The organism is Haloarcula taiwanensis (assembly GCA_002844335.1).
In the GTDB taxonomy this organism is placed as follows: domain Archaea; phylum Halobacteriota; class Halobacteria; order Halobacteriales; family Haloarculaceae; genus Haloarcula; species Haloarcula taiwanensis.
The window spans coordinates 1-26527 of record CP019155.1 but is presented as its reverse complement, the minus strand read 5'-3'; the positions used below and the strand labels follow the sequence as shown (position 1 = coordinate 26527).

21 protein-coding genes and 2 pseudogenes are annotated in these 26527 nt (G+C 59.6%); 11 read left to right on the top strand and 12 right to left on the bottom strand.

Going from position 1 to position 26527, the window contains the following annotated elements; all coding sequences use genetic code 11:
- Complete coding sequence (locus BVU17_15220; GenBank protein ID AUG48947.1) at positions 1-1143, bottom strand: acetyl-CoA acetyltransferase; 1143 nt, start codon at positions 1141-1143, stop codon at positions 1-3.
- A 98-nt stretch (positions 1144-1241) separates the two neighbouring features.
- Here BVU17_15220 and BVU17_15215 point away from each other — a divergent pair, with 98 nt between their 5' ends.
- Positions 1242-2126, top strand: a complete 885-nt coding sequence (locus tag BVU17_15215) for a 3-hydroxybutyryl-CoA dehydrogenase (protein ID AUG49356.1) — start codon at positions 1242-1244, stop codon at positions 2124-2126.
- Entirely contained in the window at positions 2123-2935 is an 813-nt protein-coding gene (locus tag BVU17_15210) for a 3-hydroxybutyryl-CoA dehydratase (protein ID AUG48946.1), read from the top strand. Before BVU17_15215 ends, BVU17_15210 begins: the two co-directional genes overlap by 4 nt.
- A 105-nt stretch (positions 2936-3040) precedes the next feature.
- Here the strand turns inward: BVU17_15210 and BVU17_15205 are convergent, their stop codons facing one another.
- Complete coding sequence (locus BVU17_15205; GenBank protein ID AUG48945.1) at positions 3041-3811, bottom strand: transcriptional regulator; 771 nt, start codon at positions 3809-3811, stop codon at positions 3041-3043.
- Between the two features lie 111 nt (positions 3812-3922).
- Between BVU17_15205 and BVU17_15200 the strand changes: the two genes are divergently transcribed.
- Positions 3923-4249, top strand: coding sequence for an ethyl tert-butyl ether degradation protein EthD (locus BVU17_15200; protein AUG48944.1), 327 nt, complete (start codon positions 3923-3925; stop codon positions 4247-4249).
- Positions 4250-4309: 60 nt separating this feature from the next.
- Here BVU17_15200 and BVU17_15195 read toward each other — a convergent pair whose 3' ends face one another.
- Positions 4310-4780, bottom strand: coding sequence for a glyoxalase (locus BVU17_15195; GenBank protein AUG48943.1), 471 nt, complete (start codon positions 4778-4780; stop codon positions 4310-4312).
- 191 nt (positions 4781-4971) lie between these two features.
- Between BVU17_15195 and BVU17_15190 the strand changes: the two genes are divergently transcribed.
- The 5 genes from BVU17_15190 to BVU17_15170 all read left to right on the top strand — a co-directional run bounded on the left by BVU17_15190 (position 4972) and on the right by BVU17_15170 (position 12707).
- A complete protein-coding gene (locus BVU17_15190; GenBank protein AUG48942.1) occupies positions 4972-7821 on the top strand; it encodes a penicillin amidase in 2850 nt (949 codons plus the stop codon).
- Positions 7822-7950: 129 nt separating this feature from the next.
- The gene (locus tag BVU17_15185; GenBank protein ID AUG48941.1) at positions 7951-9198 is read left to right on the top strand and encodes a branched-chain amino acid ABC transporter substrate-binding protein; all 1248 of its coding nucleotides are present in this window, start codon (positions 7951-7953) and stop codon (positions 9196-9198) included.
- A gap of 8 nt (positions 9199-9206) precedes the next feature.
- Positions 9207-11231, top strand: a complete 2025-nt coding sequence (locus BVU17_15180; protein AUG48940.1) for a branched-chain amino acid ABC transporter permease — start codon at positions 9207-9209, stop codon at positions 11229-11231.
- Complete coding sequence (locus BVU17_15175) at positions 11224-11988, top strand: ABC transporter ATP-binding protein (GenBank protein ID AUG48939.1); 765 nt, start codon at positions 11224-11226, stop codon at positions 11986-11988. The genes BVU17_15180 and BVU17_15175 overlap by 8 nt, the downstream gene beginning before the upstream one ends.
- Positions 11985-12707, top strand: coding sequence for an ABC transporter ATP-binding protein (locus BVU17_15170; protein ID AUG48938.1), 723 nt, complete (start codon positions 11985-11987; stop codon positions 12705-12707). Before BVU17_15175 ends, BVU17_15170 begins: the two co-directional genes overlap by 4 nt.
- Positions 12708-12964: 257 nt before the next feature.
- Here the strand turns inward: BVU17_15170 and BVU17_15165 are convergent, their stop codons facing one another.
- A complete protein-coding gene (locus BVU17_15165) occupies positions 12965-13717 on the bottom strand; it encodes a transcriptional regulator (GenBank protein AUG48937.1) in 753 nt (250 codons plus the stop codon).
- 1085 nt (positions 13718-14802) lie between these two features.
- Positions 14803-15390, bottom strand: a pseudogene (locus BVU17_15160) (sugar ABC transporter ATP-binding protein).
- Here BVU17_15160 and BVU17_15155 point away from each other — a divergent pair.
- A pseudogene (locus BVU17_15155) lies at positions 15365-16147 on the top strand (glucose dehydrogenase). The pseudogenes BVU17_15160 and BVU17_15155 overlap by 26 nt on opposite strands.
- 289 nt (positions 16148-16436) lie before the next feature.
- On the opposite strand, the gene BVU17_15150 reads toward BVU17_15155, so the two are convergent.
- Both BVU17_15150 and BVU17_15145 read right to left on the bottom strand, forming a co-directional pair.
- The gene (locus tag BVU17_15150; GenBank protein ID AUG48936.1) at positions 16437-17021 is read right to left on the bottom strand and encodes a phosphohydrolase; all 585 of its coding nucleotides are present in this window, start codon (positions 17019-17021) and stop codon (positions 16437-16439) included.
- A gap of 1 nt (position 17022) precedes the next feature.
- A complete protein-coding gene (locus BVU17_15145; GenBank protein ID AUG49355.1) occupies positions 17023-17739 on the bottom strand; it encodes an ethyl tert-butyl ether degradation protein EthD in 717 nt (238 codons plus the stop codon).
- 107 nt (positions 17740-17846) lie between these two features.
- Between BVU17_15145 and BVU17_15140 the strand changes: the two genes are divergently transcribed.
- Together BVU17_15140 and BVU17_15135 are read left to right on the top strand one after the other, a co-directional pair.
- Positions 17847-19208 (top strand): NADP-dependent succinic semialdehyde dehydrogenase, encoded by a 1362-nt coding sequence (locus tag BVU17_15140; protein ID AUG48935.1) that lies wholly within the window; start codon positions 17847-17849, stop codon positions 19206-19208.
- A gap of 213 nt (positions 19209-19421) precedes the next feature.
- A complete protein-coding gene (locus BVU17_15135; protein ID AUG48934.1) occupies positions 19422-20093 on the top strand; it encodes an NADPH-dependent F420 reductase in 672 nt (223 codons plus the stop codon).
- A 130-nt stretch (positions 20094-20223) separates the two neighbouring features.
- On the opposite strand, the gene BVU17_15130 is transcribed toward BVU17_15135, so the two are convergent.
- The 5 genes from BVU17_15130 to BVU17_15110 form a co-directional block, all read right to left on the bottom strand.
- A complete protein-coding gene (locus tag BVU17_15130; protein ID AUG48933.1) occupies positions 20224-20607 on the bottom strand; it encodes a thioesterase in 384 nt (127 codons plus the stop codon).
- Positions 20608-20768: 161 nt separating this feature from the next.
- Positions 20769-21773 carry a luciferase gene (locus BVU17_15125; GenBank protein AUG48932.1) on the bottom strand — a complete coding sequence of 335 codons (1005 nt, stop codon included), beginning with the start codon at positions 21771-21773 and terminating at the stop codon, positions 20769-20771.
- 84 nt (positions 21774-21857) lie between these two features.
- Positions 21858-23126, bottom strand: coding sequence for an aminopeptidase (locus BVU17_15120; GenBank protein AUG48931.1), 1269 nt, complete (start codon positions 23124-23126; stop codon positions 21858-21860).
- Between the two features lie 113 nt (positions 23127-23239).
- Positions 23240-24202, bottom strand: a complete 963-nt coding sequence (locus tag BVU17_15115) for a UDP-glucose 4-epimerase (protein AUG48930.1) — start codon at positions 24200-24202, stop codon at positions 23240-23242.
- A gap of 61 nt (positions 24203-24263) precedes the next feature.
- Complete coding sequence (locus BVU17_15110; protein AUG48929.1) at positions 24264-25967, bottom strand: acetolactate synthase; 1704 nt, start codon at positions 25965-25967, stop codon at positions 24264-24266.
- Positions 25968-26527: the final 560 nt, after the last annotated feature.

Genomic DNA, 26527 nt, shown 5'->3' with positions numbered 1-26527 from the left:
TCAGGGACGCTCGAACACAACCGCGACACCCTGACCAAACCCGACACACATCGTCGCCAGTCCGTGCGTCGCGTCTTGCCGTTGCATCTCATGCAGTAACGTCGTCGTGATTCGTGCCCCCGAACAGCCAAGCGGATGCCCTAACGCGATAGCCCCGCCGTTGACGTTGAGCCGTTCGGTCGGAATCCCCAGTTCGCGTTTGCAGTGGAGGCTCTGGGCTGCAAACGCCTCGTTGAGTTCCACAAGGTCGATATCGTCGATTGTCAGGTCGGCGTCGTCCAGTGCAGCATGGGTCGCCGGAATCGGCCCCCGTCCCATGACTAGCGGGTCGACACCGGCGACGGCCCGCGTCTCGACCCGGGCGAGGACATCGAGATCGTGCTGGTCTGCGTACGCTGCCGAGGTGACGAGCATCCCAGCGGCCCCGTCGGTCAGCGGTGACGCGTTCCCCGGCGTAACCGTCGCCGCCTCGTCGTCGCGAAACACAGTCGGGAGTTCGCTCAACTGCTCGACTGACGTGTCTGCCCGTGGTGTCTTGTCGGCCTCTATCGCTGTCTCGTCGGTGTGGACGGGCACGGTCTCTGCATCGAATCGGCCGCCGTTCATCGCAGCGATCGCCCGCTCGTGTGACCGCAGCGCAAACTCGTCCTGAGATTTTCGGCTGATATCGTGGTTTCGTGCGATGGTTTCGGCCGTCTGTCCCATCGGCAGCCTGTCGGGGTCGTACCGCCGCTCGATAGCGGGATGCAGCCAGTCAGAGAAGGGGACGGTGCTCATGTGTTCCACGCCGGCGACTGGATACACCGCACCGTCGCCCGCCTCGATGGCACGAGCGGCGTCGACGAGCGTTGTCAGTGACGAGCCACACAGGCGGGTCGTTGTCGCTCCGGGCACTGTTTCCGGAAACCCGCCGGCGAGTATCGACTGCCGGGCGAGGTTTCGTCCCTGCTCTCCCTCCTGATTTGCACACCCGAGTCGGAAGTCGTCCCACTCGACAGCCGGAACACCGGTCCGGTCGACGAGTGCAGCAAGCACGGTGGTGACGAGGTCTTCGGGGTGTGTCCCGGCCAGCGCGCCATCCTTCGGCACCTGTGGCGTTCGTACAGCATCGACAACGACGGCTTGCGAGTCGGAACCAGTCATCCTCACCGACTCTTACCGTGGCCGCTGTATTAAATGCAGGCCACACTGCGGCGGGACGCAGGCAACGTTTTTACCCCTCGCTACTGTGCTGAGAAATGATGCACGTAGCTATTCTAGGCGCCGGTACCATGGGCCACGGTATCGCTCAAGTGTCGGCAATGGCTAGTCACGACGTCTTTCTCCGCGATATCGAGGCAGATATCGTTGATGACGGCCTGGCCGCCATCGAGTCGAATCTCGAAGAGGGTATCGCCCGGGAGAAAGTGTCAGAGCCGACGGCCGAAGCAGCACTGGACCGTCTCACGGGGACAACATCGCTCGAGGAGGCTGTGACCGGCGCAGACCTCGTCGTGGAAGCAGTCCCCGAAGACATGGATATCAAACACGAGACGCTCACCGAGGTCGAATCCCACGTCGACCCGGCGACGCTTATCGCGTCAAACACCTCCTCGCTGTCACTGACTGAGATAGCGAGTGTCCTCGACTATCCGGAACGAGCTATCGGCCTCCACTTCTTCAATCCTGTACATATCATGGCACTCGTCGAGATCGTCGTCGCGGAACAGACGAGCGCCGAGACCGTTTCGCGTGCCCGGGAGTTCGTGAACGGGATCGACAAGACACCGGTGGAGGTGGCTGACGCACCGGGCTTTGCCTCCTCTCGGCTTGGTGTCTCTCTGGGCGTCGAAGCGATGCGGATGGTGCAGGAGGGCGTTGCAACACCGCGGGACATCGACACCGCGATGGAACTCGGCTACAATCACCCGATGGGACCGATCGAACTCGGCGATGTCGTCGGTCTCGACGTCCGACTCGACATCCTCGAATACCTGCGTGCGGAACTCGGCGAACGGTTCCGCCCGCCACAGATCCTGAAACGGAAGGTCCGGGCCGGAAAACTCGGCAAGAAATCCGGCGAGGGGTTCTACGTCTGGGAGGACGGTGACGTCGTCGGTACCAGCGGCGACTGGGGGGACGCATGACGGACCTCGCTGACGCCGCGGCGGACTGTGAAACGGTTTCGGTGAGCGTCGGTGACCGCGTCGAGAATGTCGCCACCGTCGAGTTACACCGGCCGGAGGCTCGAAACGCGCTCAATACCCAGTTGCGGTCGGAGTTCAAACAGGTCTTCGACGCAATCCCGGACAGCGATGTCCGTGCTGTCGTGTTGACTGGCGCGGCAGACACCGGCGCATTCGTTGCGGGTGCGGACGTGACGGAACTCCGCGAGCGGGATATGCTAGAGCAACGGGAGGCGAGCAAGCGACCCCGGGTCTACGAATACGTCGACGAATGCCCGATGCCGGTCATCGCCCGCATCAACGGGCACGCGCTCGGCGGCGGCTGTGAGCTGATTCAGGCTGCTGATATCCGGATTGCGCATACGGACGCGAAGTTCGGCCAGCCGGAAATCAACCTCGGCATCATGCCCGGCGGCGGCGGGACACAGCGACTGCCGCGTCTGGTTGGCGAAGGCCACGCTATGCGGCTTATCCTTACCGGCGACCTCATCGACGCAACAGAGGCCGCCGACATCGGCCTCGTCGACGAGGTCCACGACGACGACGTCTTCGATGAGCGGGTCTACGAGATAGCGGCGTCGATTGCAGAGAAAAGCCCCGCGGCGCTCGAACTGGCGAAGAAAGCCGTCCGTGCCAGTTCCCGAATGGATCTCGAAGCCGGCATCGAGTACGAAGCCGAACTGTTCGCACAGCTGTTCGCAACTGGCGACAAGGACGAGGGGATCGACGCGTTCCTCGAAGACAGAGAGCCGGAGTGGGCCAGCGAGTGAGCCCGCGCTGTCCCGGGAACGGGGACGCCCGCACAGTCACAGCCATACCCAGCGACACACAATGCCAACCCCTCCCGTTGCTCCGTTCGAACCCTGCTGCTGACCTCACGGATGGGCCATATTGATCCCGATCTCGTTGACGACGCCCAGTAGCAGCGTCGGCAGTTCGTCCCGGAGAATGGCCCCCTCAAGCCGGCTTGCCGGGCCGGAAACACTGATTGCTCCGATGGCAATGTCGTTTTCATCCGTAATCGGGGCCCCGACCGCGTGCAGTCCCTCCACCGATTCCTGAAAGTTGAACGCGTATCCGCGGTCACGGATGGTCTCGATTTCCGCCCAGAGTTCGTCCCGGTCGGTGATGGTCTGTGGCGTCCGGCCGGGCAACCCATGCCTGTCGATGGTCTCTGTGATCTGGCTATCCGGAAGGTGTGCCAGTATGGCTTTCCCCGCAGCGTGCTGGTGGAGATAGTTCCGATGGCCAACCCGGGCGTACGTCTGTACCGAGTGTTTGCCCTGAGCGCCGTAGATGTGGACGCTGCGGCCGTGCTCTTCGACTGCACACCAGATTTTCTCCTCGGTCTCCTCCGCGAGTTCGTCGACTCTCGGCTTTGCCTCGTCGTAGAGACGGTACTTGTTCCGTGCCACTTCGCCGTAGTCCAGAAAGCGGATGCCGAGCTGATACTCGTTGTCGTCCTCGACGAGGAGGCTATTGGCCGCGAGTGTCTTCATGTATCTGTGCGTCGTACTCTTCGCACAGCCGAGGTGCTCTGTCATCTCCGACACCGTGGCCGTGTCGTGTCTCTTGAGATACTCCATAATCTCGATTGCTCGCTCGATTGTTCCGACCGGCCTGTTGACAGCGGGTGGGATTGCCATACGTACACACATGTCTAATTGGCTTACAAGTGTTGTGTTCGAGTAGCTTGAACTAATACAGCCAGATCGGATCGGTAGCTAAAAGCCAATCCCTGACGACTTGGCGCACGCATGACAAAAATTGTCGACTTACTCGTCCGGAGAGATGGGTACACTCACGAGGAGTTCGCCGACCGATGGCAAGGGGACCACTCGGAGTTAGCAAAGGACCTGCCAGGGCTGCAACGCTACGTGACGTCTGTCCCAACGGACCCAGAGCGTGCAGCCTACGACGGCGTGCTGGAGCTGTATTTCGAGGACATGGACGCACTCAGCGCTGCGTTCGATTCAGACCTTGCCGAGACGGTTCAGGCTGACGCGGCCGAGTTTATCGATCTGGACGCAGGCCCACGGCTTATCGTCGAGGAAACGGTCCAGCTCGACGAAAGAGACGACTGATAGCGTCGCTCCTGCTGTTCCCGCTTGACTCAGCTTCCCGAGAGCGAACCGTCGCAGATGTCAGCCATCGAGTCGGCTCCCATCGACGTAGAGCTTCTCGGCAGGTGGCCGGTCAGCGTCGTAACTATCGTGATACTCGAACAGCTGAACGAGCGCTCCGGTCGGGTTCGATGGTGGCACAAACGCCTCGGTCCAGTCCTGATATTCATGGTATTCGACGACACTGTATCCGTTGCGCTCCAGTACTGCTTTCACCGCGTCAACAGCAGCCACTTCGAGCGTGATGTGGTGCAATCCCGGCCCGTAGTCGTCGAGGTACGACGTGAGGAACGTGTCCGGTGCCTCGGGTGCGATAAGTTCGAGCCGCGACGCGTCTTGATTGAAGTCGTACTGCGCCCAGCGAAACCGCCCTTCGACGGACTCTTCGACGAGTTTCCGGCAGCCGAGTGCGAACAGGAACGGCTCAGCGTCGGCGATATGCTCGACAGCGATCCCGATGTGGTCGACACGGATCGGCGGGTCCACAGACATGGCGAGAACTGCGGCAGGCTCCCAATTATATGCTTGGGCCGTGAGTGCGGGCGGCCGTTGAACTCAGTGCGGGTGCTGGGCGAATTGGCCGGGACAGACCGACCCTGATACCGCATCTGGAAAGGCATCTCATTGACACGCCCAGAAATGTCCCCAAATATTTATTAAATATCCGGACTGTCGACTACGGGATGCCAGCACAGCACCAGCACTCGTGGCAGCACCTCTCGCGACGAACGCTTCTGAAGACAGGCGCTGCGGTTACCGGCATGGCTGGAATCGGTGCCATCGAGACGGAGTTAGCCTACGCGCAAGAAGACGATGCCACGGTCACGATACGACGAGACGACTATGGCGTCCCACATGTTTACGCCCGCGACGCCGACAGCCGCGCACCGGCGTTCTACGGATTCGGATACGCAACGGCGGCAGACCGGCTTTATCAGCTCGAACTGTACCGGCGGTACTATCACGGGACTGTCGCGGCGGTCCTCGGTGCGGGCGACGAGGACACCGACTGGGTCCAGTTCGATATCGAGGCGCGGCGCAACACCGCCGGCGAGCCGTCACTGGACGAGCAGGCCGCTGAACAGTTGACGGCGGACCAGCGAGCGGTCCTGCAGGCGTTTACAGATGGTATCAACCGATACATTACCGAAGTCCGTGAAAGCGAGGAACTGCAATTCCATCAGGCCTTTCAGGAGCACGGGTTCGAGCCCGAGGAGTTTACCACGACGGACGCTGCCGGGATGTTCGTCGCCAGTATGGCGTATTTCAGCGGCTTCCAGCTCGAAACACTCGGTGCGACAGTTCTCGACACGCTCACGCAGGAAACTGGTAGCGAACAGCGTGCGATGGAGCTATTCGAGGACCTGCAATGGGGCGACGACCCCGGTTGCCCGACCTCGACGGTCCAGCCATCGGATATCTACTCTCCTCCCTATACCGACGTGGGTGCGGAGCCAACACCCAACGTGACTGAGGGACAGGAGACAGACAGGGTGACACGTGGGGCAAGCGGTTCGTCTGTGCTGCCGAGCAATCTGGTGACTGGTGGGGAGTACACGCCGCCAGCTGACCCCGAAGGGATGCACGAAGGCGAAATGGAGCGGATGCGAACGATTGCGTCCGGACTCGACAGGCTTGGCCTCCCGATCAAGTACGGCAGCAACGCTCTCGCTGTCCAGGGTGACATCACGGCCAGCGGCGATGCGCTACTGATGGGCGGGCCACAGATGGGGTTCAACACGCCCTCGATAATGTACGAGGCGAGCCTGCACGGCCCGGACTTCGACATCGCCGGTGTCACTGTTGCGGGGTATCCCTTCATCATGTTCGGACACAACCGCAACGGGGCACTGACCTCGACTGCCGGAATCGATAACTGCATCCAGATGTTCACGGAGTCGATCACGACCAACTCGTCGGGGCCGGACACGTACTCCTTTCAGGGCGAGGAGTACGAGGTCGAAACGGCCGAACAGACAATCACCGTCGCTGACGGCGAGGACGTGACGTATACTGAACGGTTCACTCGCCACGGTGTCGTGACCCAGTGGGACCCTGACAACGGGGAAGCACTGGCACAGACGAAGTCATACGCCGGCCGGCATATGAACTGCTGGCGGGCCTTCTATGAGTGTCAGTTCGCGACGGACGCCGAGGAGTTCCGGGAATCAGCCCAGCGGTGTGACTATGCGTTGAACTTCATGTGGGCCGACAAAGACGGTGACATCGCGTATGTCCATCTCGGTCGGTACCCGGACAGCGAAGCGGTCGACTGGGACACTCGGTTGCCAGCAGATGGAACACAGTACGAACTCACGGCGTCGGACTACCTGCGCGCGGCTGACGGTGACGTGCCCTACGCAATCAACCCCGAGCCGGGGTACTCGGCACAGTGGAACAACAAACCCGCGCCTGCGTGGAACAACGGCGACCTGAGCTACTCGTGGTCGACCGACCACCGTGTGCAACGGATCATCAATCTAGTTGAGCAGCGGTTAGCACAGGAGGGAACAGTTGATTACGACTTCCTGAAGACTGTCGTCTACGATATCTCCTTCACCGACCTGCGTTCGATTCGGTATAGAGACCATTTGCTGGATGCGCTTGCGGACGTAGACCTCTCCGACACCGAACAGCAAGCACGCGACGAACTGGCCTCGTGGGACCACTTCGCACAGGCCGACGGCGAAGACAACGAGGGACGCCACTCTCCCGGGTACACCATCTGGGATGCGACGTTCCCGTACATTCTGGACGAGGTTTTCAGCGAGACGTTCGGGAGTGCCTACGGCCCGGCATCGTTCTTCCTCGGCTACGACTACGGTCGCGGCACCCTGATGCGGGTCCTCAACCCGGCGGAGACAGCACTGACGACGCAGGCAGAGTACGCGGATGGAGATATTACCGACGCGCTGGTCAGCGCGTTCCGGACGGCCGTGGGCGAACTCGCCGAGCAATACGACGGGGCCCCAAAGACCTGGCGTCGTGAGGCAGCACTCCATGAGTTCGACAATCTCGCGCTGTTCGGGATGCCTATCGGTGCCACATCCGCGGGGAACACGGCGCTGATGAACCGCGGAACTGAGAACCACGTCGTCCGGCTCAGTGACGACCCGGAGGCAGAGAACATCCTCCCGCCCGGGAACGACGGCTACGTCGCACCAGACGGCACCACTGGCGAGCATTATGCCGACCAGCTGGCGATGTTCGAGAATTTCGAGTACAAACAGCTGTTGTTCGCCGACGCAGCTATTGAGTCCGCCACAACCGAGTCCCGAACGCTGGCGCTGCCGGCAAACTCAACTGGCGCTGCTATCGGTAACACGCCGACGCCGGACGGCACCGAGACAGACGAGGGTACTGCGGCGAGCGGCGCAACGACTACCGATGAGACGGAGAGCGCGGACACAGCAACGGGGACGCCTCCTGTGACGGACGCCAGTGGACCCGGCTTCACGACACTGACTGGGGCGACAGCGGTACTCGGGACGGCGCTGGCGTGGCTGTACAGACAAACCGACACCACCAGATAGTCACCACCGCAGTGGGAAGCAGGAGTCACGAGCCGGGACACCACAGCTACTGACCCGCTTGAACGGCGCGATACGCGCTGACAGGGGCAAGGCTTTAATACGATTTGCTTAACAATAGATAATGAACCTATGTCGAGCGAAGGTACTTCACCAGACCGTACTGTAGGAATCGCCCGGTCACGGAGACAGTTCCTCGCCGCCGCCGGCGCGGTCGGCGCGCTTGGCCTCGCCGGTTGTCAGGGTGGCTCAACAGGTGGTGACGCGGCAGTGACCGTTGCGAGCCTGAACCCGATGACTGGCCCGTTCAGCTCTCTCGGACCGGGCCAGCGCACTGGGGCTGAACTCGCTGTAACGGAGATAAACAACAACGACGATTACGACTTCGAGTTCGAGTTGGTGACGGGCGATACAGAAACCGAGGCCGGGGCTGCACAGTCCGAGGCACAGCGCGTCGTTCAAGAAGAGGGAGCAGAGTTTGTGTTCGGTGCGATATCAAGCTCCGTTGCACTCGGGCTGAACGACTTTGCCGCTCAGTCGGAGCATATCTACTTCCCCGGCGGCGCAGCCGTCCCGATCACCGGGTCTGCCTGCAACGAATGGGTGTTCCGATTCGAAACGAACACCGCACAGATTGCCGAGGCGATATCGGCGTACTCAGTCAACAATCTGGGGACCAACGTTTGGTTCCACTACGCGGACTACGCGTACGGCGACTCGGTGTACAACCGTACCAGCAGGCGCATGGCGGCCGCCAGCGACGACTACACCGAGGTCGGGACATCAACGTCCGAGCTGGGTGCTAGCAACTACGGCTCGTTCATCACGCAGATCAGCAACTCTGACGCCGACGTGGTCGTTCTAGGGATGACCGGTGGTGATCTGGTGAACTTCACCAACCAGGCCGCGGATCAGGGCCTCACTGACCAGATCGCTGTTGTCGGTCCGACCCAGACGTTCCAGAGTGTCCGTGCCGGGACCGGGTCGAACAGCGTCGGCACATTCGGCGGCGCTCGGTACGACCCTTCGCTCGACACCGGTGACAATCAGGCGTTCGTTGAGGCCTACGCCAGCGAGAACGACCGTGAGCCAGGCAACTTCGCCCGCGTTGGCTACGACTCGCTGCGGTTGATGGCCAAAGGAATGGCCGAGGCCGGAAGCACTGAACCGGCGGATGTCCGAGACGCCCTCGAAGGTGGCACGTTCACGACAGTACTGGGAGACATTACCCTTCGAGAGAGCGACCATCAGGCCACGAACCCGACGTGGATGGCGAAACTCACCGAGGGCGACGGTGACACAGCGGATGTTGAACTCCTCGACCAGGTCCCAGGGTCGGAGACGCTGCCACCAGCCAGTGACCTCGGCTGTGAGATGTAGGTAGTACAATGGTCGCTGCCGACTTCATCGAACAACTGCTGAATGGCCTCACCCTTGGGATGGTTTACGTCCTGCTAGCCGCCGGACTGTCAGTCATTTTCGGCGTGATGGACGTGATCAACTTCTCCCATGGCGAACTGTTCGCACTCGGTGCGTATTTCGCGCTGACCATCATTGCGCCGTTCGGAGCGGGGACTGGATTCTGGGTCGCGATAGTGGTTGCCCCGGTCGTCGTCGGTCTCATCGGTGCCGCTATCGAGCGAACGACTGTCCGGCCGTTATACGGTCGGGACCCGCTGTATCACATTCTCCTGACGTTCGGGCTGGTGCTCGTGATCAACGACGGCATCCGTCTTATCTGGGGGACACAGCAACGACAGCTAGCTGTCCCGGCGTACCTGAGTCGCCCGGTGTCTATACTGGGCGTTCAGGTGTCCGTGTATAACTATTTCATGATTGTCTTTGCGGCGTTGCTCGCGGTTGTGACGTGGTATCTGCTGAACCGGACAAAGTACGGGATGATTATCCGTGCCGGGTCACAGGACCGTGAGATGGTTCGTAACGTCGGGATTGATATCGACCAGTACTACACGCTGGTCTTTGGCGTCGGTGCGGCGCTCGCTGCCGTCGCCGGGATTGTCCTTGGCGGCTACCAGAACGTAAACACCGGCATGGGCAACAGCGTCATCATTCCGGCGTTCGTTGTTGTCGTCCTCGGTGGCCTCGGTAGTTTCAGAGGGGCTGTCTTCGGCGGATTGCTCGTCGGGGTCGTCCAGACACTGATGCGGGCCTACAGCGGGACTGTCCTCGCCACGTTCGGTGAGACCACGCTGAGCGTTCCCAATCTCGAAGGGCTGACCGTGTACCTGCTTATGATCGCGGTGTTGCTCGTCAAACCGCAAGGACTGTTCGGAACTCGGGGTGAAGAGTCAAAAAGCGAAGGCGAACTTCTCGTCGGCGGGTATGGCGGGGTACTGGCAGACAGTACTCGGGTCCGACTCGGCGGTATCGCCGTCGCCGCACTCGCAGTCGCGCCAGTGGCGATTCTGCTCATGGGCGATCAGTACTACCTTGTCGTCCTCAACGAGATCCTCATCTGGGCTATCTTCGCACTGAGTCTCGATATCGTGATGGGCTATGCTGGACTGGTGCCGCTCGGCCACACGATGTTCTACGGCGTCGGCGCTTACACCGCCGCGCTCGTGATGTTGCACTACTCGCAGTCGGTTTTTGTCGTGTTACTCGGGGCGATCCTCCTCTGTGCCCTCTTGGCCTGGATCGTTGGCAGCCTCTCTATTCGAGTTTCCGGCGTGTATTTCGCGATGATTACGCTGGCGTTTGCGGAGTTACTCTACAGCGCTGTGTTCAAGTTCGACTTCACCGGTGGGAGCGACGGTCTGCTCGGTTTTGAGGCCTTCCTCGGACTCGGTAGTGTCGGGGCGTCGCTCTCGAACATTGAGTTCGGGCTCCTCGGGTACGAAGTCGGACAGCAGGTCGTGTTCTACTATCTCGCCCTGCTACTTGCTGTGCTCTCGTTCCTGTTCGCTCGGCGAATGATGAACGCACCGTTTGGCAGTGTTCTGCAGTCGATCCGGGAAAGCGAAGAGCGGGCGGAGTTCATCGGGTACGACGTCAACAGATACAAGCGCCGAGCGTTTGTCATCAGCGGCGGTATGGCTGGACTGGCCGGCGGGCTCCTCGCCGTCAGTCCGTCAACTGTCATCATCTCACCGGACCAGACACTCAACTGGATCCACTCAGGGGAGGTCATCGTTATTGCGCTGTTTGGCGGAATGGGGACACTGTACGGTCCCATGATCGGCTCCGGTGTCTTCTTCGGTGCCGAGGAGTTCCTCTCGTCGTACACCGACCAGTGGCGGCTTATCATCGGGACGATGTTTATCCTGTTCGTGCTGTTCGTCCCACGCGGTATCGTATCGATTCCGTCTCTCGTCGCACAACGGCTGGAGACGGCCAACAACGCGGACGGTCCTGTCGACATGGATGAGCCGGAAGTGAGAAGCGATGACTGAGACTGTACTCGAAACGGACGGACTGACGAAGCGGTTCGGCAAGCTCACCGCCGTTGACGACGTGTCGCTGTCGGTTGCCGACGGTGAGTTCAGGAGCGTTATCGGGCCAAACGGGGCCGGGAAGACAACGACGTTTAATCTCATCACTGGGGCGCTATCGCCGTCAGCGGGCGTCGTGCGGTTCAAAGGTGAGGACATCACTGACGTCGCGCCACACGAACGGGTTGGCCGCGGACTGGGCCGGTCGTTCCAGATTACGAACGTTTTCGGCGGCCTCACCGTGCGAGAAAACGTGCGGCTGGCAGCACAGTCCGTCCACAGTGACGAGATCAATCCCAGCGAAGCGCTGTTCCGTGACAAGAACGGCTTCGACGAGATTACGGAGCAAACCGGGACGGTGCTGGAACAGATCGGGCTCCAAGACAGGGCTGACGAGCACGCTGAGGCTCTGGCGTACGGCGACCAGCGTCGCCTCGAACTGGGTCTCGTACTGGCGACAGACCCGGATCTTGTCATGCTTGACGAACCAACTGCTGGCATGAGTAGCGAGGAAACACAGGCCACAATGAATCTTATCGATGAAGTCCTTTCAGACCGGTCGCTGATGCTCATCGAACACGATATCGACCTTGTGATGCGTGTCTCGGACCGGATTACTGTTCTGACGCGCGGCGAAGAACTCGCAAGCGGGACGCCCGAAGAGATCGCAAACAACGACGACGTCCGCGATGCGTACCTCGGTGGTGTTCGCGAATGACCGACCCGCTACTCTCCCTCGAAGACGTCCGGGCTGGATACGGGATGACTGAGGTACTACAGGGCGTCTCGATGGATGTCGAACGCGGAAGCGTCGTGTCGCTGGTCGGGCGCAACGGCGTCGGCAAGACAACGACGCTACGGTCGATTGTCGGTAACATCACCCCGACTGGTGGGTCAATAACGTTCAACGGCGAGGACATCACGACACGCAACTCCGAGGCGACGATCCGGAGCGGCATCGGGTTCGTTCCCGAAGAGCGACGGATCTTCCCCGAGTTGACCGTCCGAGAGAACATCAGAATGGGTGAAATCGGTGCCGAGTCGCCTGACGGGCCGTCAGTCGACGACGTACTGGATATGTTCGAGAACCTCGCGGAGCGAGAACACAAGGACGGATCGGTCCTTTCCGGTGGCGAACAGCAGATGCTTGCGGTCGGCCGCGCTCTGACTGCCGACCCGGATCTGTTGTTGCTTGACGAACCGACGGAAGGGCTCGCACCCTATGTCGTCCGGCAGATAGAGGACCTTATCCTCGAACTGAACGAACAGGGTATCACGGTGCTGGTCGTCGAGCAGAACATCCCGGTCGCATTGGCGGTCTCGGAGTACACGTACATTCTCGAAAAGGGCGAGATCGTCCACGAGGGAACTGCGGCGGAGATCCAGAACAACGAGGACGTACTCGACAGACACCTCGGCGTCGGTGTCACTGACTGACTATGGCGACAATCGCCGGGCACGACCCGATCCCCGGTCACTAGCCGTATAGCGCAGGGCCCCGTTCGAGACGGGGCTTACCGACCATAGTTCGAGCCCCATGCACCGAGCGGTAACGACCACTAGAGTGTCAACACATCACACAGTCAGTTCTATTCTATTGAATCGGCTTCTATTGTGCTATAGCGTTGTTCCGAAGGGATTCGAACGGTCTCACAGGTGTCTTGCCCAGATCAGTGGTGTTCGAGTCAATAGAACTACTGATACGAGAGATTCACCTGTAGCTCGCCGGAGATCCCACGGATAAGGTCGGTCAGTTCGTTTTCGATGCGTTCCGAGTCCAGCCGGTTTGCCGGTCCTGAGACACTGATGGCACCGTACGTGTTACCGGCGTTGTCTACCAGCGGGGCACCGACGCCGGCTACGCCTTCGAGGAACTGGTCGATTCCGTAGGCGACGCCGCGGTCCTGAATCTCGTCGAGTTCTGCTTCGAGTTCCTGCCGATCCCGACCGTCGGGGAGGGGGTAGTCGTAGCTTTCGAGGATTGTCTCCCGCCGGTGTTTCGGCAACACTGAGAGGATTGCCATGCCTCCAGCGAGCCTGTACAGTTCGGTGTACTGGCCGATCTGTGAGTTTGTCTGAATCGCCCGACTGCCGAGCGCTTTGGCCAGGAAGACCGCCTTTCCGTTCTCTTCGACGATCCACCACGCTTTCTCGTCGGTTTCGTCGGCTATCTCGTTCAGTTTCGGGGCGACCTCCTGGTACATTTCCTGTCGCTCGCGGACTTTCATCCCGATATCCAGAAACCGCAAGCTCAGCCGATACGCCTTGTTCTGGTCCTGGACGACGTAGCCTCGGCTCTGGAGTGTCGAGAGATGAACGTGGACTGTGCTCTTGGGCATCTCTACCCGCTCTGCCAGCTCAGTGACGCCGAGTGCCTGTTCCGTTTTCAGTGCTTCAACAATGTCCAGCACCCTTCCGGCGGACTCGATCGGGTCTTGTCCTGTCATACCAGTATATTTGGCTAAATGATTATAAAATCATTCAATCAGTTTGAACTCTATGTCCGGAGACTGTGTTATCAGGTGTATTCCCAGTGGCATCGCGACGACTGCAGCATGATATACTACCCAAAACTCGGCAATCCAGTGACTCTCCTAAATTCCGTCCGTCCGTTTACGTACCTACTGACCACTGTATTGCCACTGAGAAACGGAGTAAGGCGGCGTCGTCCCGGTGCTCTAATGCCGGCCGATGCAGATGTCGGACGGTGGCACTTGCTGTACATCAGGATGTTCAATTAGCTTGAACTCGGCCGCAGCATACGAAATACAAATGAGAACATAGCGAGGATAGCAGCGTTACCGGGACTAGTCCCGTCACGGTCTCCCAGTCCGTTTCGATTCGCCCTGTTCGTGCTCAGCACTCTCCTTGCACCACCGCAATCACTTCTCGTATCGCCTCGGTACTGGTCTGCACTCCAACGCCGACACTATCACCTACGGCCGGTAACTCTCAGGCTGATTCTGAAATAGATAATAGATGTACGCCTGTTATCCTATGGCTGTATCTCTGAGGTGTGCGCGCTCCAGAGCGCAGTGCAACCATCCGGCCTACAGTGAGGGTTGTTCACATGTGTTGAATCTCAGTCAGGGTTGCATCTGTCTCTCCCCTGCTCCCGACGCCTAATGAGACGTGTAGAGCAGTCGACTACTCCGATAATATTTGTACGCCTGTTATCTGATGGCCATGTGGATGTCGTATTACGAAACACAGTGCCGTTGCGGTACTGACCCTCTACAACGACAACAGTTCATATAGCAAGTGACTGCGCCTCGCTGGTGACTGCGTGAATGAATTTCACATTACGAAACTAACTCCCACACCCGCTCGCAGAGCGGAAATATTGAATACTGAGCAAGCACGTCTCAGACCATCTCGTCAGCAAGCCCTGCTCACAGAGCCGTCAAAATAGGTCGGTTCCGCGCTGGTCCTCCCAGTGGCTCCTTTGGTATTCTTCCGGCTGTCACTGCCACTGGTACCCTTCTCGGGTATTCTCAAGCCACGTTCTATCGAGCGTCGCGGAATGAGAAAATCAGGCTGCAACCGGACTCTCTTCGTCGATTTCCGTTTCACTGTTCTTGATCGCAGTGCCGGAGTCCGCATCAAACAGATGGATGACCTCCTCTGGGAACCGCAATCCGACCGTGACGCCATTCCCGAGGTTTGCTCCATCCTCGACGGTGACCGTATACTGCTGCCCGTCGATCGTCACGTATACATGAAACAGGTCCCCAAGTGGCTCGACGACGTCGACGGTCGCGGTAACGGTCTGCTCCGGGCCAGTCGCGGGGCTGAGCTGAATATCTTCAGGCCGGACACCGAGGATGACTTCCTCGTACCCGTCGAGCTGGGCGGCGGTCTCAGCGGACAGCTCGTAGGTAAACTCCTGGTGCACTAGCGACCCGTCCTCGACAGCGGCAGGAATGAAGTTCATCGAGGGCGACCCGATGAACCCGGCGACAAACCGATTGGCTGGACGGTGATAACACTCCAGTGGCGTTCCAACCTGCTGTAACACGCCATCGTCCAGAATAGCGATACGGTCGCCCATCGTCATTGCTTCCGTCTGGTCGTGAGTAACGTAGATCGTTGTCACGTCGAGTCGGTTCTTCGAGAACAACGAGCCCGATATGGCTCCACTAGGTGAGTATGTCGAACGGGGGATTGCGGGGGCGCACGGCTACATGGCCGAGTACTTCACCACACCCGCATCGTTTCTCGTCCCGGTCCCGGAATCGCTTGCGGATGTCGGATTTCTGGTCGAACCGATCAGCAATGTCGAAAAGGCACTTGAGCTGGCACAGCGTTCCAGGTCGACCTTCGAGTGGCAGAATGCTGCCGGACTCGTCCTCGGAAACGGACCGCTAGGACTGCTCACATTGGCGATGCTTGTAGACCGGTGTGAGCGGACGTACTGTCTCGGCCGTCGTGAACGGCCGGACCCGACCATCGACATTATCGAGGAACTGGGGGCTACCTACGTTAATTCTCAACAGACGGCCGTCGACGAGATACCCGATGTCCACGAGCCGATGGATCTGGTGTTCGAGGCGACAGGGCATGCAAAACACGCGTTTTCGACGGTCGAGGCACTCGGTGCGAACGGAGTCGGCGTCCTCCTCGGCATCCCTGAGGACTGGGAATTTACTGTCAACGGTGGGGCGCTTCACAGGCAGTTGGTCCTCCAGAACAAAGCGTTGCTCGGGAGCGTGAACTCCAACGTCCGGCATTACAAACGCGCTCGTAACACACTCGCGGAATACCCGGACTGGTTCCTTGCGTCTATCATGACGACCCAGTGCTCGGTGTCGGGGTTTGCAGACGCATTCGAAAAGTCGCCGGATACCATCAAATCGTACATCGAATTCAGCGCATAAGCCCCAGAATACTCTCGATATGTGTATATACACTCGAAAGAGTGGTATTTCTCCGCGCTTCCTCATGGATAATTGTTTCAATCATCTTTTGACGAGGATTTTCGAAATAAGGCTCCTCTAGGGATATTTATGGCAAGAAATTATTGATATATGGGGCATCTTCGGTATACTTAGACGTAAATGCTGGTTGGAGACGTAGAAATCCATTGAAAATTAAAAATGAAAGCCCCCGTAGGGACTAGTTTCGTCGGTCGACGCTGTGGCAGAGTGCTATCGTTCGCGCCAGTGGCTACGTCTGGGAATACTCATCGACCCACTCCTGCAGCGTGATGCCCATCGTTGACTGCGTAATCGCGTTCGAGGATGCGGAGTTCGCACTCTTGACGAGTTCGGCTTCCAGTGTCCGCGTCGGGATCTCGCCGATAAAGTGCGGAATCGCTCGTTGGACCGCCAGCGGACAGCCGACCTCGTGTGCGAGTGCATAGCCCGACAGGGAGTGTGGGACCTCTTCGGTTGCGTATTTCGGGTCCGGGTCGAGTAGCTTCTCGTCCTCGACGAAGTCGACGTACTCGTAGCACTTTCCGACGTCGTGGAGTAGTGTGGCTGCCACGATGACGTCCATATCGGGGTCGGCACCGTGGAACTCCTGCTGCTCGATAGCGGATTCCCGTGCGATTCTGGTGACACCGCGGACGTGCCTGACGTTGGTTACTTCGTGGATGTTCCAGGCGTAGGGGATATCCGTAATGTCGCGCCAACCACCTCGGTCGAGCGCGAGTGCCCACGCCTCGATGACGTTGCTGCGGAGGCTGTCCGACGAGATGTAGTCGAGTTCCGGGAACGCCTCCGTGACTTGCTCCTCGTAGTCGGGCATACTACCCCTCGTCCTTGACGAGCTGTTCCTGGCCGATAAACCGGGGCCGCTCGTCGATAGCCAAGAAGTTATCCACGTCCTCGCGGGCCGCTTTCGCTTTCCCTCTGTCAGGCGCGTAATCCCGCGACCCTTCGCTGCCGAGCGCGTCGTATAGCTTCTCGAGGTCGTCAAAGTAGAGTTCGGCGACGCCGTCGAACTCGGCGTTCTCGGGGTCAGTGGGGATGACCGTATTGTACCTGACGACGCCCTCTATTTCGCGCGCGATCGGCGTATGGTTGGTCTGCCAGTAGTCGACGAACTCATCGTGTGTCATGTCGTCCTGCCGGACGAGAAACGCCGAGTGCTTGTAGAGGCCGTCGGTGTCGCCGTCGACCTCGTCTTTCTGGACGATCTCTTCGCCGATAATACGCGGCCGCTCCTCGACAGCGAGGAAGTTATTCACGTCCTCACGGGCCTTCGCGGCGATTTCCTTTGTTGGGTCGTAATCTCGGGACCCAGGACTGCCCAGCGCCTCGTGCAGGTCGTCGAGCGTCTCAAAGTACAGTTCCGCTACGCCGTCAAACTCGGCGTGTGCTGGTTCTGTTGGAAGAACTTGCTGGTAGCGAACCACGCCTTCGATGTCTTTCGCGATTGGCGTGTGGTTGGTCTGCCAGTAGTCGACGAACTCCTTGTGAGACATGCCCTCCTGTCTGACTAGCAGGGCTACATGCTTGTACATCATCAGCACATTTCTGACCTATGAGTATAAAAACTACCGCTGTCACCTGTCAGGAAATTTGGGTCAGTAAAGATTAATGTATCCGTGACGCCGAACACTGAACCAATATGGAGGCAGTCAACCCCGCTACGGGCGAGCGCCTAGACGTGTACGACCCTGATGATGACGACACAGTCGAGCGAAAGCTAGACCACGCCACGTCGACGTTCGAGGACTGGCGTGAGGTCCCGCTGCGCGAACGGGAGGAGTTGCTTGAAAACGCCAGCGATGTTCTACGGGAGAACAAACAGCGGTACGCTGAACTGATGACCCGGGAGATGGGAAAACCAATCACGCAGGCCATCGCTGAAGTTGAAAAGTGTGCGTGGGCGTGTGACCATTACGCCGAATACGCACACAAGTATCTCTCCGATGAACACCACCCCAGTCCGCCGGGAACGGAGGTAAAGACGGTCCATGATCCGCTCGGGCCCGTGCTAGCAGTGATGCCCTGGAACTATCCGTTCTGGCAGGTCATTCGCTTTGCCGCGCCCTATCTCACTGCCGGTAACGTGGGCCTCCTCAAACACGCCTCAAACGTCCCCGGGTGTGCGCTCGCGCTCGAAGAAGTGTTTGCCGAAGCCGGTTATCCTGACGGCGCTTTTCAAACGCTGTTGGTTGGATCCAGTAACGTCGACAGCATTCTCGCAGACGACCGTGTCCGCGCGGCGACGCTGACCGGAAGTGGTCCCGCCGGGCGTGCCGTCGCCGAAACCGCCGGCAAGCATCTGAAAAAGACTGTGCTGGAACTCGGCGGGTCTGACCCGTTTATCGTCCTCGACGATGCAGACCTCGATGCGGCCCTCAAGACTGGAGTGCAGGCACGGACACTAAACGGCGGCCAGTCCTGCATCGCCGCCAAGCGATTTATCGTTCACACAGATGTCTATGACGAATACGTTGATCGGCTCGTCGCTGCCTTCGAAGACCTCACTGTCGGCGATCCGATGTCCGAAGAAACCGATATCGGCCCGCAGGCCGACCCTGACCTCATGGCCGAACTGCACGACCAGGTACAGGAAAGCGTCGACGCTGGTGCGACGCTGTTGACCGGGGGCGAGCCGCTTGCCCGGACCGGAGCGTTCTACCCGCCGACAGTACTGACTGCTGTCCCGTCTGGGTGCCCCGCCGACACAGAGGAGATGTTCGGACCAGTGGCGACCGTGTATGAGGTTGCCGATGCGGATGAAGCGATTACGGTCGCAAACGACACCCGTTTCGGGCTGGGTGCAAGTCTCTGGACTTCGGACCGAGAACGCGGCCAGCGTCTGGCACGAGATATTTCCGCGGGCTGCGTCTACATCAACGAGATGACTAAATCGGACCCGCGGGTCCCGTTCGGCGGCATCAAAGACGCCGGCTACGGCCGTGAACTCTCGGAGATGGGTATCAAAGAGTTCGTCAACAAAAAGACGGTCTGGGTCGAATAACTGCCGGGGTTTGCGACTGGGTCATACTTCTCTTGCTGGCGTGCCCGGTTTTTACGGCTGTAGTAGCCATTGACAGTCAATGTACACCCGAGTGCACGGCTGCAGTGTGCTCGGTATTAATTGTTTCGATTGTTACTGCAGTATCAGGGACGGTCGTCAGCGATTTGTGTGACAGGACAAAGCTTCTTGTTTCAAGGGGCGTTATGCGGGCGCATGGAGTTAGCCATACTTGGCGGTACTGGTGATATCGGTGAGGGACTTGCGATGCGCTTTGCCTCCGACACAGACCACACGATTACCGTCGGCTCGCGGGACGCTGCAAAAGCCAGCGAGCGAGCCAGAGCGTACGAAAAGCGATTGTCCGCTCACGATGTTGAGACTGAAATCAGCGGAACTGACAACAGCAGTGCCGCGGCTAGCGCAGACGTGGTTATCCTGGCCATTCCGCCACATCACGTCGGCGATACAGTCGAAGAACTAACTGAAGATAACGTGCTTTCGGATCAACTACTCATCAGCCCTGCTGTCGGGATGAGCGGCGACGGAGATGGACTTCACTACCGACCGCCGTCGACGGGAAGCGTTACCGAATTTGTCGCACAGCGGGCCCCTGAATCGGTTCCAGTGGCGGGCGCATTCCACAATCTTGCGGCGGACCGGCTGGCGGATCTAGAGGCCACGCTCGATGTGGATACGCTGGTCGTCGCGGACGATCCGGCGGTCAGTGACCGCGTCGTGACGCTAACTGCTGACCTCGCGGGCGTCCGACCGATCCCTGCTGGCCCGCTTTCGAACGCCGCGGAAGTCGAGAGTCTGACGCCGCTGCTCATCAACATCGCTCGATACAACGAGGGGATGCACGATGTCGGTGTGACTTTCAATTAGACGCCGGCAACGTTCTGTCCTCCGCCACGGCTCAGATAGTAGCGCCGCGCGGTCGATTGCACTCTTGCTTTCGACGTCTCTGCAAACCGCCACACTCAGACATGGGCCTGTTCACTTGCCGCAGCTGAGCTTAGCCTGTCTTGTAGACGCCGCGTGCAGTCGCGACCTGTGCACCGTCTTCGGCGTACACCTCGACACTGACGACGCCAACGTCACCACCGTGCCGAATCACGTCCGCCTCCGCTCGGAGGTTCCCTGTCCCGGCTTCGAGGTAATCGATGCGCATATCGATGGTGGGCACCGGCTGTTCGACGAGGGACACGAGAGCGGCCCCACCAACAGTGTCGGCGAGGGTGAATGTAACACCGCCGTGGGCCATTATTTGGTCCTCGTTCCACGACAGTTCCTCGCGCATCTCGATGTGGCCTTCGGCGTGCCCGTTATCGACGGTGGTTATCTCGATATCGAGCAGGTCGGCAAACGGCATGTTCTCGAAGAATGCTTCGATGTCCATACTCATCAATTAGGTTCTTTACCTAGGGAAATAAGTATTGGTGTTCACCGGGTCCGAAATCCACGGGCGACACGCAGATAACTGCTGGCGCGCGCTGTCACAACCCTCTCCGCCGGACTGTGTCTGTCGTCTCAGCAGCTACCGACACGGTCTGGCAGTCTCTAGCTGACCTTCGGTCGCACCTCTTCACCCAGCCGCCGGATGCACTCGGCCATTTCCTGCGTTCCGGTTCCGGGGTGGTACGTCCGGAAAATGAAGTGGATGTCATCGCCCAGCGCCTCCCGGTACGTTTCCAGTTCGGCCGCGACTTGGTCGGGTGTCCCGAAGAGAGCCTGTTCTTTGAGTTCCTGTTTGCGGTCGTCGTCCAGTTCCGGAACCGTCTCGCCCGAGAATATCTCCTCGTACCGGCGCTGGATGTAGAGGTAGCCGTCGCGCATCTGCTCCCATGCGTCTTCGCGGGAGTCACCGACGAACCCGTGCTGGAGGACATACACTTGAAAATCGCCCTCGATTTCCTCGTCGTCACGGACGTGCCTGATATCCTCGACACGCTTCCGGACGCCATCGACTGACAGCGACGACGGGGCACACCATGCGTCAGCGGTCCGGGCGGCCCGCCGGACGGCAGGTCGCGACGCCCCACCGAGCATGAGAGGAACATCGTGTGCTGGCTTCGGTGTCACAGTGACATCCGATGAGATGTCGTGGAACTCCGGCTCGTAGTCGAGCGGTCCGTCAGACCAAGCACCGCGAAGCGTATCGACCGTATCGGCCAGCCGGTCAGCCCGCTCGTCGTCGGGAATCCCGAAGGCATCAAACTCGGAGACGTTTGACCCGATTGCCAGCCCGAGGGTAGTTCGGCCACCGGAGATCTGATCCACCGTTGCGATATCCTCGGCGAGCCGGATTGAGTCATACAGCGGCGCGAGTGCGATACAAGAGCCGATTTCGATATTATCGGTGACTGCAGCTAACGCCCCGAGTGCCGGTGTGACGCCCGACAGATAGTCGTCGTCGAGGAAGTGATGCTCTGAGACCCAGGCGCTATCGAGACCTGCGGTGTCGATAACTGCCCCCAGTTCGAGCATTTCGTCGTAAATGTCACTGGTTTCGCGGTCGTCGTCCGGGCGCTGCTGACAGGTAAACAGGCCTGTTCCCAGTTGCATACCTCTCAATTACGACGCGACCGACTTAATGGTAGTGACGCGCTGGCAATCGGACAGTGCGTGAGACCGGCTGGATACTGCCAGTCAGTAGTCGATTCGAGTAATCTCCGAAACGGGCCACTCACTGAGGATCTCAACGCCGTTCTCGCGGACAACAACCATCTCTTCGACGCGGACGCCCTGCCGTTCCGCGGGTTGCATCGTCTCGACAGCCATCGTCATGCCCTCCTCGATTTCAATCGGATGGTCCGGTGAGAGCCCGCGCCAGATGAGCGGCGTCTCGTAGAGCTGTAGCCCCAGCCCATGCGCCCAGTGGTTGGTCGTCATCTGCCAGAACTCGTCGGCGTCGTACCAGTCCATATGCTCGCCGTCTCTGTCGGGGAAGCCCTTGCAAATCTCGTCGGTCGTGGCCCCCGGCTCGATCCGTTCGAGGACGTCATAGAGGTCGTCACGGGCCTTCTCGTAGGCGTCTTTCTGTGCCTGCGTCGGTTCGCCCATGCTGAACGTGCGGTAGTAACAGGAGCGGTAGCCCAGATAGCCGATGTTGTAGAAATCAGCGTACACGAGGTCGTTCGGTCGAATCACCCGGTCGGTCGTGTTCGCCTGATGTTTCGGCCAGGTGTTCGGGCCAGAGGTCACGTAGCCACCCTGGGCCATTGCGCCGTGCCGCCAGAGTTCGCCGACTGCATCACCCCAGACTTCAGATTCCCGCTTGCCCGGTTTTGCACTCTCAGTAATCCTCTGGAAGCCTGCCTCACAGATGGCAGCGACCTGTCGCAGACACTCGACCTCGTCGCGGGTTTTGGTCTTCCGCGCGTCGAGCATAATGTCAGTCGCCGCGCTGGTGTCGACATCGACGCCACGGTCCTCGAACTTCTCGATGAGCGCCCCGTTGCCCACGTCGATGCCCATCGGCTCCCTGTCGACACCGTACTCTTCCATGGCGGTGTACACCGTCTCGGCCATCTTGTCTTTGAGCCAGTCGCGCGCGGCAGCGCTGCCCGACGCCCGAGGAACGTTGCCGAGTCCCGGACAGGCATATCGGATGTCGTCGAGCCAGGGACAGTTGAACCGCTGGTTCGATGCGTGGTCCGCAGTGTCCCAGTGGACGATATCGCCGTCTTCGGTCAGGAGCGTGTAGTGGTCCGCCCCGCTCCCGCCGGTCATCGCCAGCCCGGTGACGTACCGGACGTTCGGGTCGTTGATCAGCAGCATCGACCCGAGTTCGGAATCCCGCAGTCGGTCGAGAGCTCGTTCTTTGCGTTCGCGTCGCATCCGCTTGACGTCGATCCGTTCTTCCCAGTCGACGGCCATGGTGCCACGCGTTCCTTCCATGAAGTCGCGCTCGTACATCACGTAGGCGTACAGGCAGGTCCCTAATCAAACACTGGGGTCACTCTGGAGCACTGAGCGAAACGCGGGCGAACCCACGGGGTGCAGTACGCTTCGACGGCGGGACTGGCGTTTCAGAGCGGTTCGAGGCCGTTCTCCTCCCGGAGCGTGTTGATGTACGACCGGAACCCGGATTCGAGGCCGTACTCGACCTCGTAGCTGAAGTCTTGCTGCGCAGCGGTCATATCGAGATTCTGGGTCCAGGGGAGTTCGCCCTCATCAGAGACCGACAGGTCGGCATCCGGGACGATTTCCCGGACCGTGTTGGCGGCTTCGCGGATCGTCGCGAGGACGCCGCGGACGTTGTAGATGCGCTGGCTGAGATTGTCCTCGTCGACGAACGTCGCTTTCCGGAACGCCTGTGCGATATCGCGGGCGTGTTGCCAGTCGATCACCTGATCACCGTACTCGACGCTGAACGGTTCGCCCAGTGCCGGCTTCTCGATGATGTTTGCGAGGAACGCCGAGCCTCCGGTTTCGCGGTAGGGGCCGTACGCCACAGTCGGGCGGAGTCCAACGTGGTCAACATCGTAATCCTCGTGGTAGACACGGGCCTGATGTTCGTTGTACTCTTTTGTCGCGCCGTAGAGCGTATCAGGATAGACGAGTTCGTTCTCATCGACGTAGTCGGCGGCGTAATTATGTGGCGGCGCGTACACCGCCGCGCTGGAAGCCCATGTGACGCGCTCGATCTGGTCGTCGAGGGTGCGTGCAGCCTCGAAGATGTTGTTGGTCCCCTTGATGTTGACATCGAGGCCAGCCCGCGGGTTGTCCCGTGCCGTGTTCGTCAGCAGTGCCGCGAGGTGCACAATATGCGTCGTCTCCGTCTCTTTGACGGCACGAATCACGTCCGTCGCCTCGGAGACATCACCGCGCCGGATGGTCACATCGTCGGCGACACCCAGCTTCGAGAGGATGTGGTCGTCCGTCGAGAGGTCGTAGGCGACGACGTCGTGACCGTGTTCGATGAGGTCCTCGACGACATACGAGCCGAGGAAGCCGGTTCCGCCGGTGACGAGTACTGTTGTATCTGTCATTGTTGTATCAATGTGTGTTCCGTAGTTGATTTATATTCTTTGCTAAACCATGCTCGGGACTTCATTCGTGCAGCCCGCCGACTTCCTTGTAGAACGACGACTGGAGGGACTCGACCATCTCTTCGTCGCGGTCGATGCGAACGTCGATGACGAACGGGACATCGGCGCTGGTTCCTTCTTCGAGTGCAGCCGACAGTTCAGCGGGCGTTACTGCCCGCGTCGCATCAGCGCCGAACGCCTCGGCTGCCTTCACGAAGTCAGTGTCGTGGAACTCGACACCAGCGATGTCGCCCGCCTCGTGTTGCATCTGACGGACCATGCCCAGGCTGGTGTCGTTGAGGACGACGAACGTGGGCGCGACGCCGTTCTCGACGGCTGTCTCCACGCTGGTCATCGTCATCGTGAAGCCACCGTCTCCCGCGACGGCGATGACATCTTTCCCCGTTGTGATGGCGGCGGACACCGCGGCCGGCGTTGCCCATCCCATCGCGCCGACGCCACCGCTGCCGTAGTAGGTCCCGGTGTCCGGTGTCTGAAGATAATTGAGCAACCAGAATCGGTTGTTGCCCGAGTCCGCGGTCACGATGGTCTCCGAATCAACCACTGCCTCGATCTCCTTGACCGCCCGCTGTGGCTTGATCGGCGACGCGTCCGACTCACATCTGGGGGCGTAAAACGACTCCTGCGCCGCGGCCGCACGGTCGTGCGCCCAGTCGTTTCCAGCGCTCTCGGGAAGGTTCGCCGCCAGGTCGTCGAGACTGTGTGCCGCATCACCGATGAGTGCGACATCTGCGGGGTAGACCCAGCCAGCGTTGCGCGTGTCGATGTCTGCGTGAATAATAGTTTGCTCGTCAGGCCGGATGAACTCCGGGGACTGCCAGTTCGTGTCCATCGGGTTCATGCGACAACCCACGACGAGGAGGACGTCTGCCTCGCTGACGACCTGATTTGCGCCCTCGTGCCCGAAGGAGCCGATAACGCCCGCAGCCAGGTCGTGGGTTTCGGGGAACGTCGACTTGCCCAGATAGGAGGTAGTGACGACGGCATCAGTCGCCTCTGCGACAGTTTCGAGCTGGTCGTAGGCGTCGGCGGCGTGAACGCCGTTGCCGGAAATGATGACCGGGCGGTCAGCTTCGCTCAGGGCTGTTATCGCTGTCTGGACGTCCTTGTGGGCCGGTCGCGAGTCCCAGTTTTGCACCTGATCGTGGCCGTCCCAGACCGGCGGAATCGGGTCGTCGGGCATTTCCTCGGTGAAGGCGTCGCCGTCGAGGATTATTGCCGTTGGCCCGGGCCGGCCGGCAGTCGCGTGTTTGAACGCGAGCTGGAGGCTTCGTACCGTCTCTGTCGGTGAGCGCGGGAACCAGTTTTCCTTGGTGTAGGCATCGAGCGCTGACGGGAGGTCCAGCCCACCGTAGTCACCGCGAGCCTGCTGATACGGCGCGAGCGTCGAATAGTCGCCCCGCTCGCTGGCCTCGGTAATGACGACCATCGGTGACGAAGCCAGTTTTCCTTCCATCTGGCCGATTGCGCCGAGGCTCCCGATCCAGGGACCTTGTCCCGCGAGGACCCCGGGGTCTCCGGTGAGTCGTCCGTGCATCTCGGCCATGACGCTGGCTTCCCGCTCATCGCGTGGCCGGACCATCTCCACATCGGCATCCGGGACGTGGTCAAGAATCTCGATGGCGCGACCACCGGGATATCCGAAGACGTACTCGACGCCTTGCTCGTCCAGTTCTTCGACAAGGCGCTTTCCTGTGTCAGTCATACGTAGTAAATTTGGCTGTCATTATCGATCGTTGCGTTACGTCTCACTGTGGGTCACTCCCAAGATATAGAGTTTGGGGTGCAAAGGTACAGCAGCTATGGCTGCATGGGGGGCTCGGGTCCCTGCGAAACCAACTGACTTGCTGTGCTGTTCAAGTAATTCGATCATGAGACAGCACTGGAATCTGGGAGCATCACTCACTTTGGATGCCTGTAACCTCTGTTTTTCTCAATAGAACTGTTCTACTGATTCGAATAGGACTGCTCCCATCATATGAATAGTAGAATATCCAGGAAAAACAAGAGAAATTGGACGAATTGTCGGGGACCCCCTCTCTATTCGCCTGTACCTCTTGTGTAGACCACCTGTACTCCATAGCGCTGGATACGGCCGCTGACTGATTACAGTGGTACTGCTGTAACAGTTTCTGCGCCACAATCGGAGCTGCTGTTACAAACGTATGAATGTAATAGCAATGCGAACGTAGGCCCGTTTTATACCATTCAGCTAGTTTAGGTATATCCCTCAATGAATTGGCTTTCGGCGGCGTAGACACACCC

Excerpts from the sequence above, each read along its gene's own strand:
- BVU17_15210 (AUG48946.1), top strand. The coding sequence starts at position 2,123 with ATGACGGACCTCGCTGACGCCGCGGCGGACTGTGAAACGGTTTCGGTG.
- BVU17_15135 (AUG48934.1), top strand. The coding sequence starts at position 19,422 with ATGGAGTTAGCCATACTTGGCGGTACTGGTGATATCGGTGAGGGACTT.
- BVU17_15110 (AUG48929.1), bottom strand. The coding sequence starts at position 25,967 with ATGACTGACACAGGAAAGCGCCTTGTCGAAGAACTGGACGAGCAAGGC.
- BVU17_15195 (AUG48943.1), bottom strand. The coding sequence starts at position 4,780 with ATGTCTGTGGACCCGCCGATCCGTGTCGACCACATCGGGATCGCTGTC.
- BVU17_15185 (AUG48941.1), top strand. The coding sequence starts at position 7,951 with ATGTCGAGCGAAGGTACTTCACCAGACCGTACTGTAGGAATCGCCCGG.
- BVU17_15145 (AUG49355.1), bottom strand. The coding sequence starts at position 17,739 with ATGTACAAGCATGTAGCCCTGCTAGTCAGACAGGAGGGCATGTCTCAC.
- BVU17_15120 (AUG48931.1), bottom strand. The coding sequence starts at position 23,126 with ATGTACGAGCGCGACTTCATGGAAGGAACGCGTGGCACCATGGCCGTC.
- BVU17_15220 (AUG48947.1), bottom strand. The coding sequence starts at position 1,143 with ATGACTGGTTCCGACTCGCAAGCCGTCGTTGTCGATGCTGTACGAACG.
- BVU17_15190 (AUG48942.1), top strand. The coding sequence starts at position 4,972 with ATGCCAGCACAGCACCAGCACTCGTGGCAGCACCTCTCGCGACGAACG.
- BVU17_15170 (AUG48938.1), top strand. The coding sequence starts at position 11,985 with ATGACCGACCCGCTACTCTCCCTCGAAGACGTCCGGGCTGGATACGGG.
- BVU17_15200 (AUG48944.1), top strand. The coding sequence starts at position 3,923 with ATGACAAAAATTGTCGACTTACTCGTCCGGAGAGATGGGTACACTCAC.
- BVU17_15205 (AUG48945.1), bottom strand. The coding sequence starts at position 3,811 with ATGGCAATCCCACCCGCTGTCAACAGGCCGGTCGGAACAATCGAGCGA.
- BVU17_15175 (AUG48939.1), top strand. The coding sequence starts at position 11,224 with ATGACTGAGACTGTACTCGAAACGGACGGACTGACGAAGCGGTTCGGC.
- BVU17_15115 (AUG48930.1), bottom strand. The coding sequence starts at position 24,202 with ATGACAGATACAACAGTACTCGTCACCGGCGGAACCGGCTTCCTCGGC.
- BVU17_15140 (AUG48935.1), top strand. The coding sequence starts at position 17,847 with ATGGAGGCAGTCAACCCCGCTACGGGCGAGCGCCTAGACGTGTACGAC.
- BVU17_15125 (AUG48932.1), bottom strand. The coding sequence starts at position 21,773 with ATGCAACTGGGAACAGGCCTGTTTACCTGTCAGCAGCGCCCGGACGAC.
- BVU17_15215 (AUG49356.1), top strand. The coding sequence starts at position 1,242 with ATGCACGTAGCTATTCTAGGCGCCGGTACCATGGGCCACGGTATCGCT.
- BVU17_15165 (AUG48937.1), bottom strand. The coding sequence starts at position 13,717 with ATGACAGGACAAGACCCGATCGAGTCCGCCGGAAGGGTGCTGGACATT.
- BVU17_15180 (AUG48940.1), top strand. The coding sequence starts at position 9,207 with ATGGTCGCTGCCGACTTCATCGAACAACTGCTGAATGGCCTCACCCTT.
- BVU17_15150 (AUG48936.1), bottom strand. The coding sequence starts at position 17,021 with ATGCCCGACTACGAGGAGCAAGTCACGGAGGCGTTCCCGGAACTCGAC.
- BVU17_15130 (AUG48933.1), bottom strand. The coding sequence starts at position 20,607 with ATGGACATCGAAGCATTCTTCGAGAACATGCCGTTTGCCGACCTGCTC.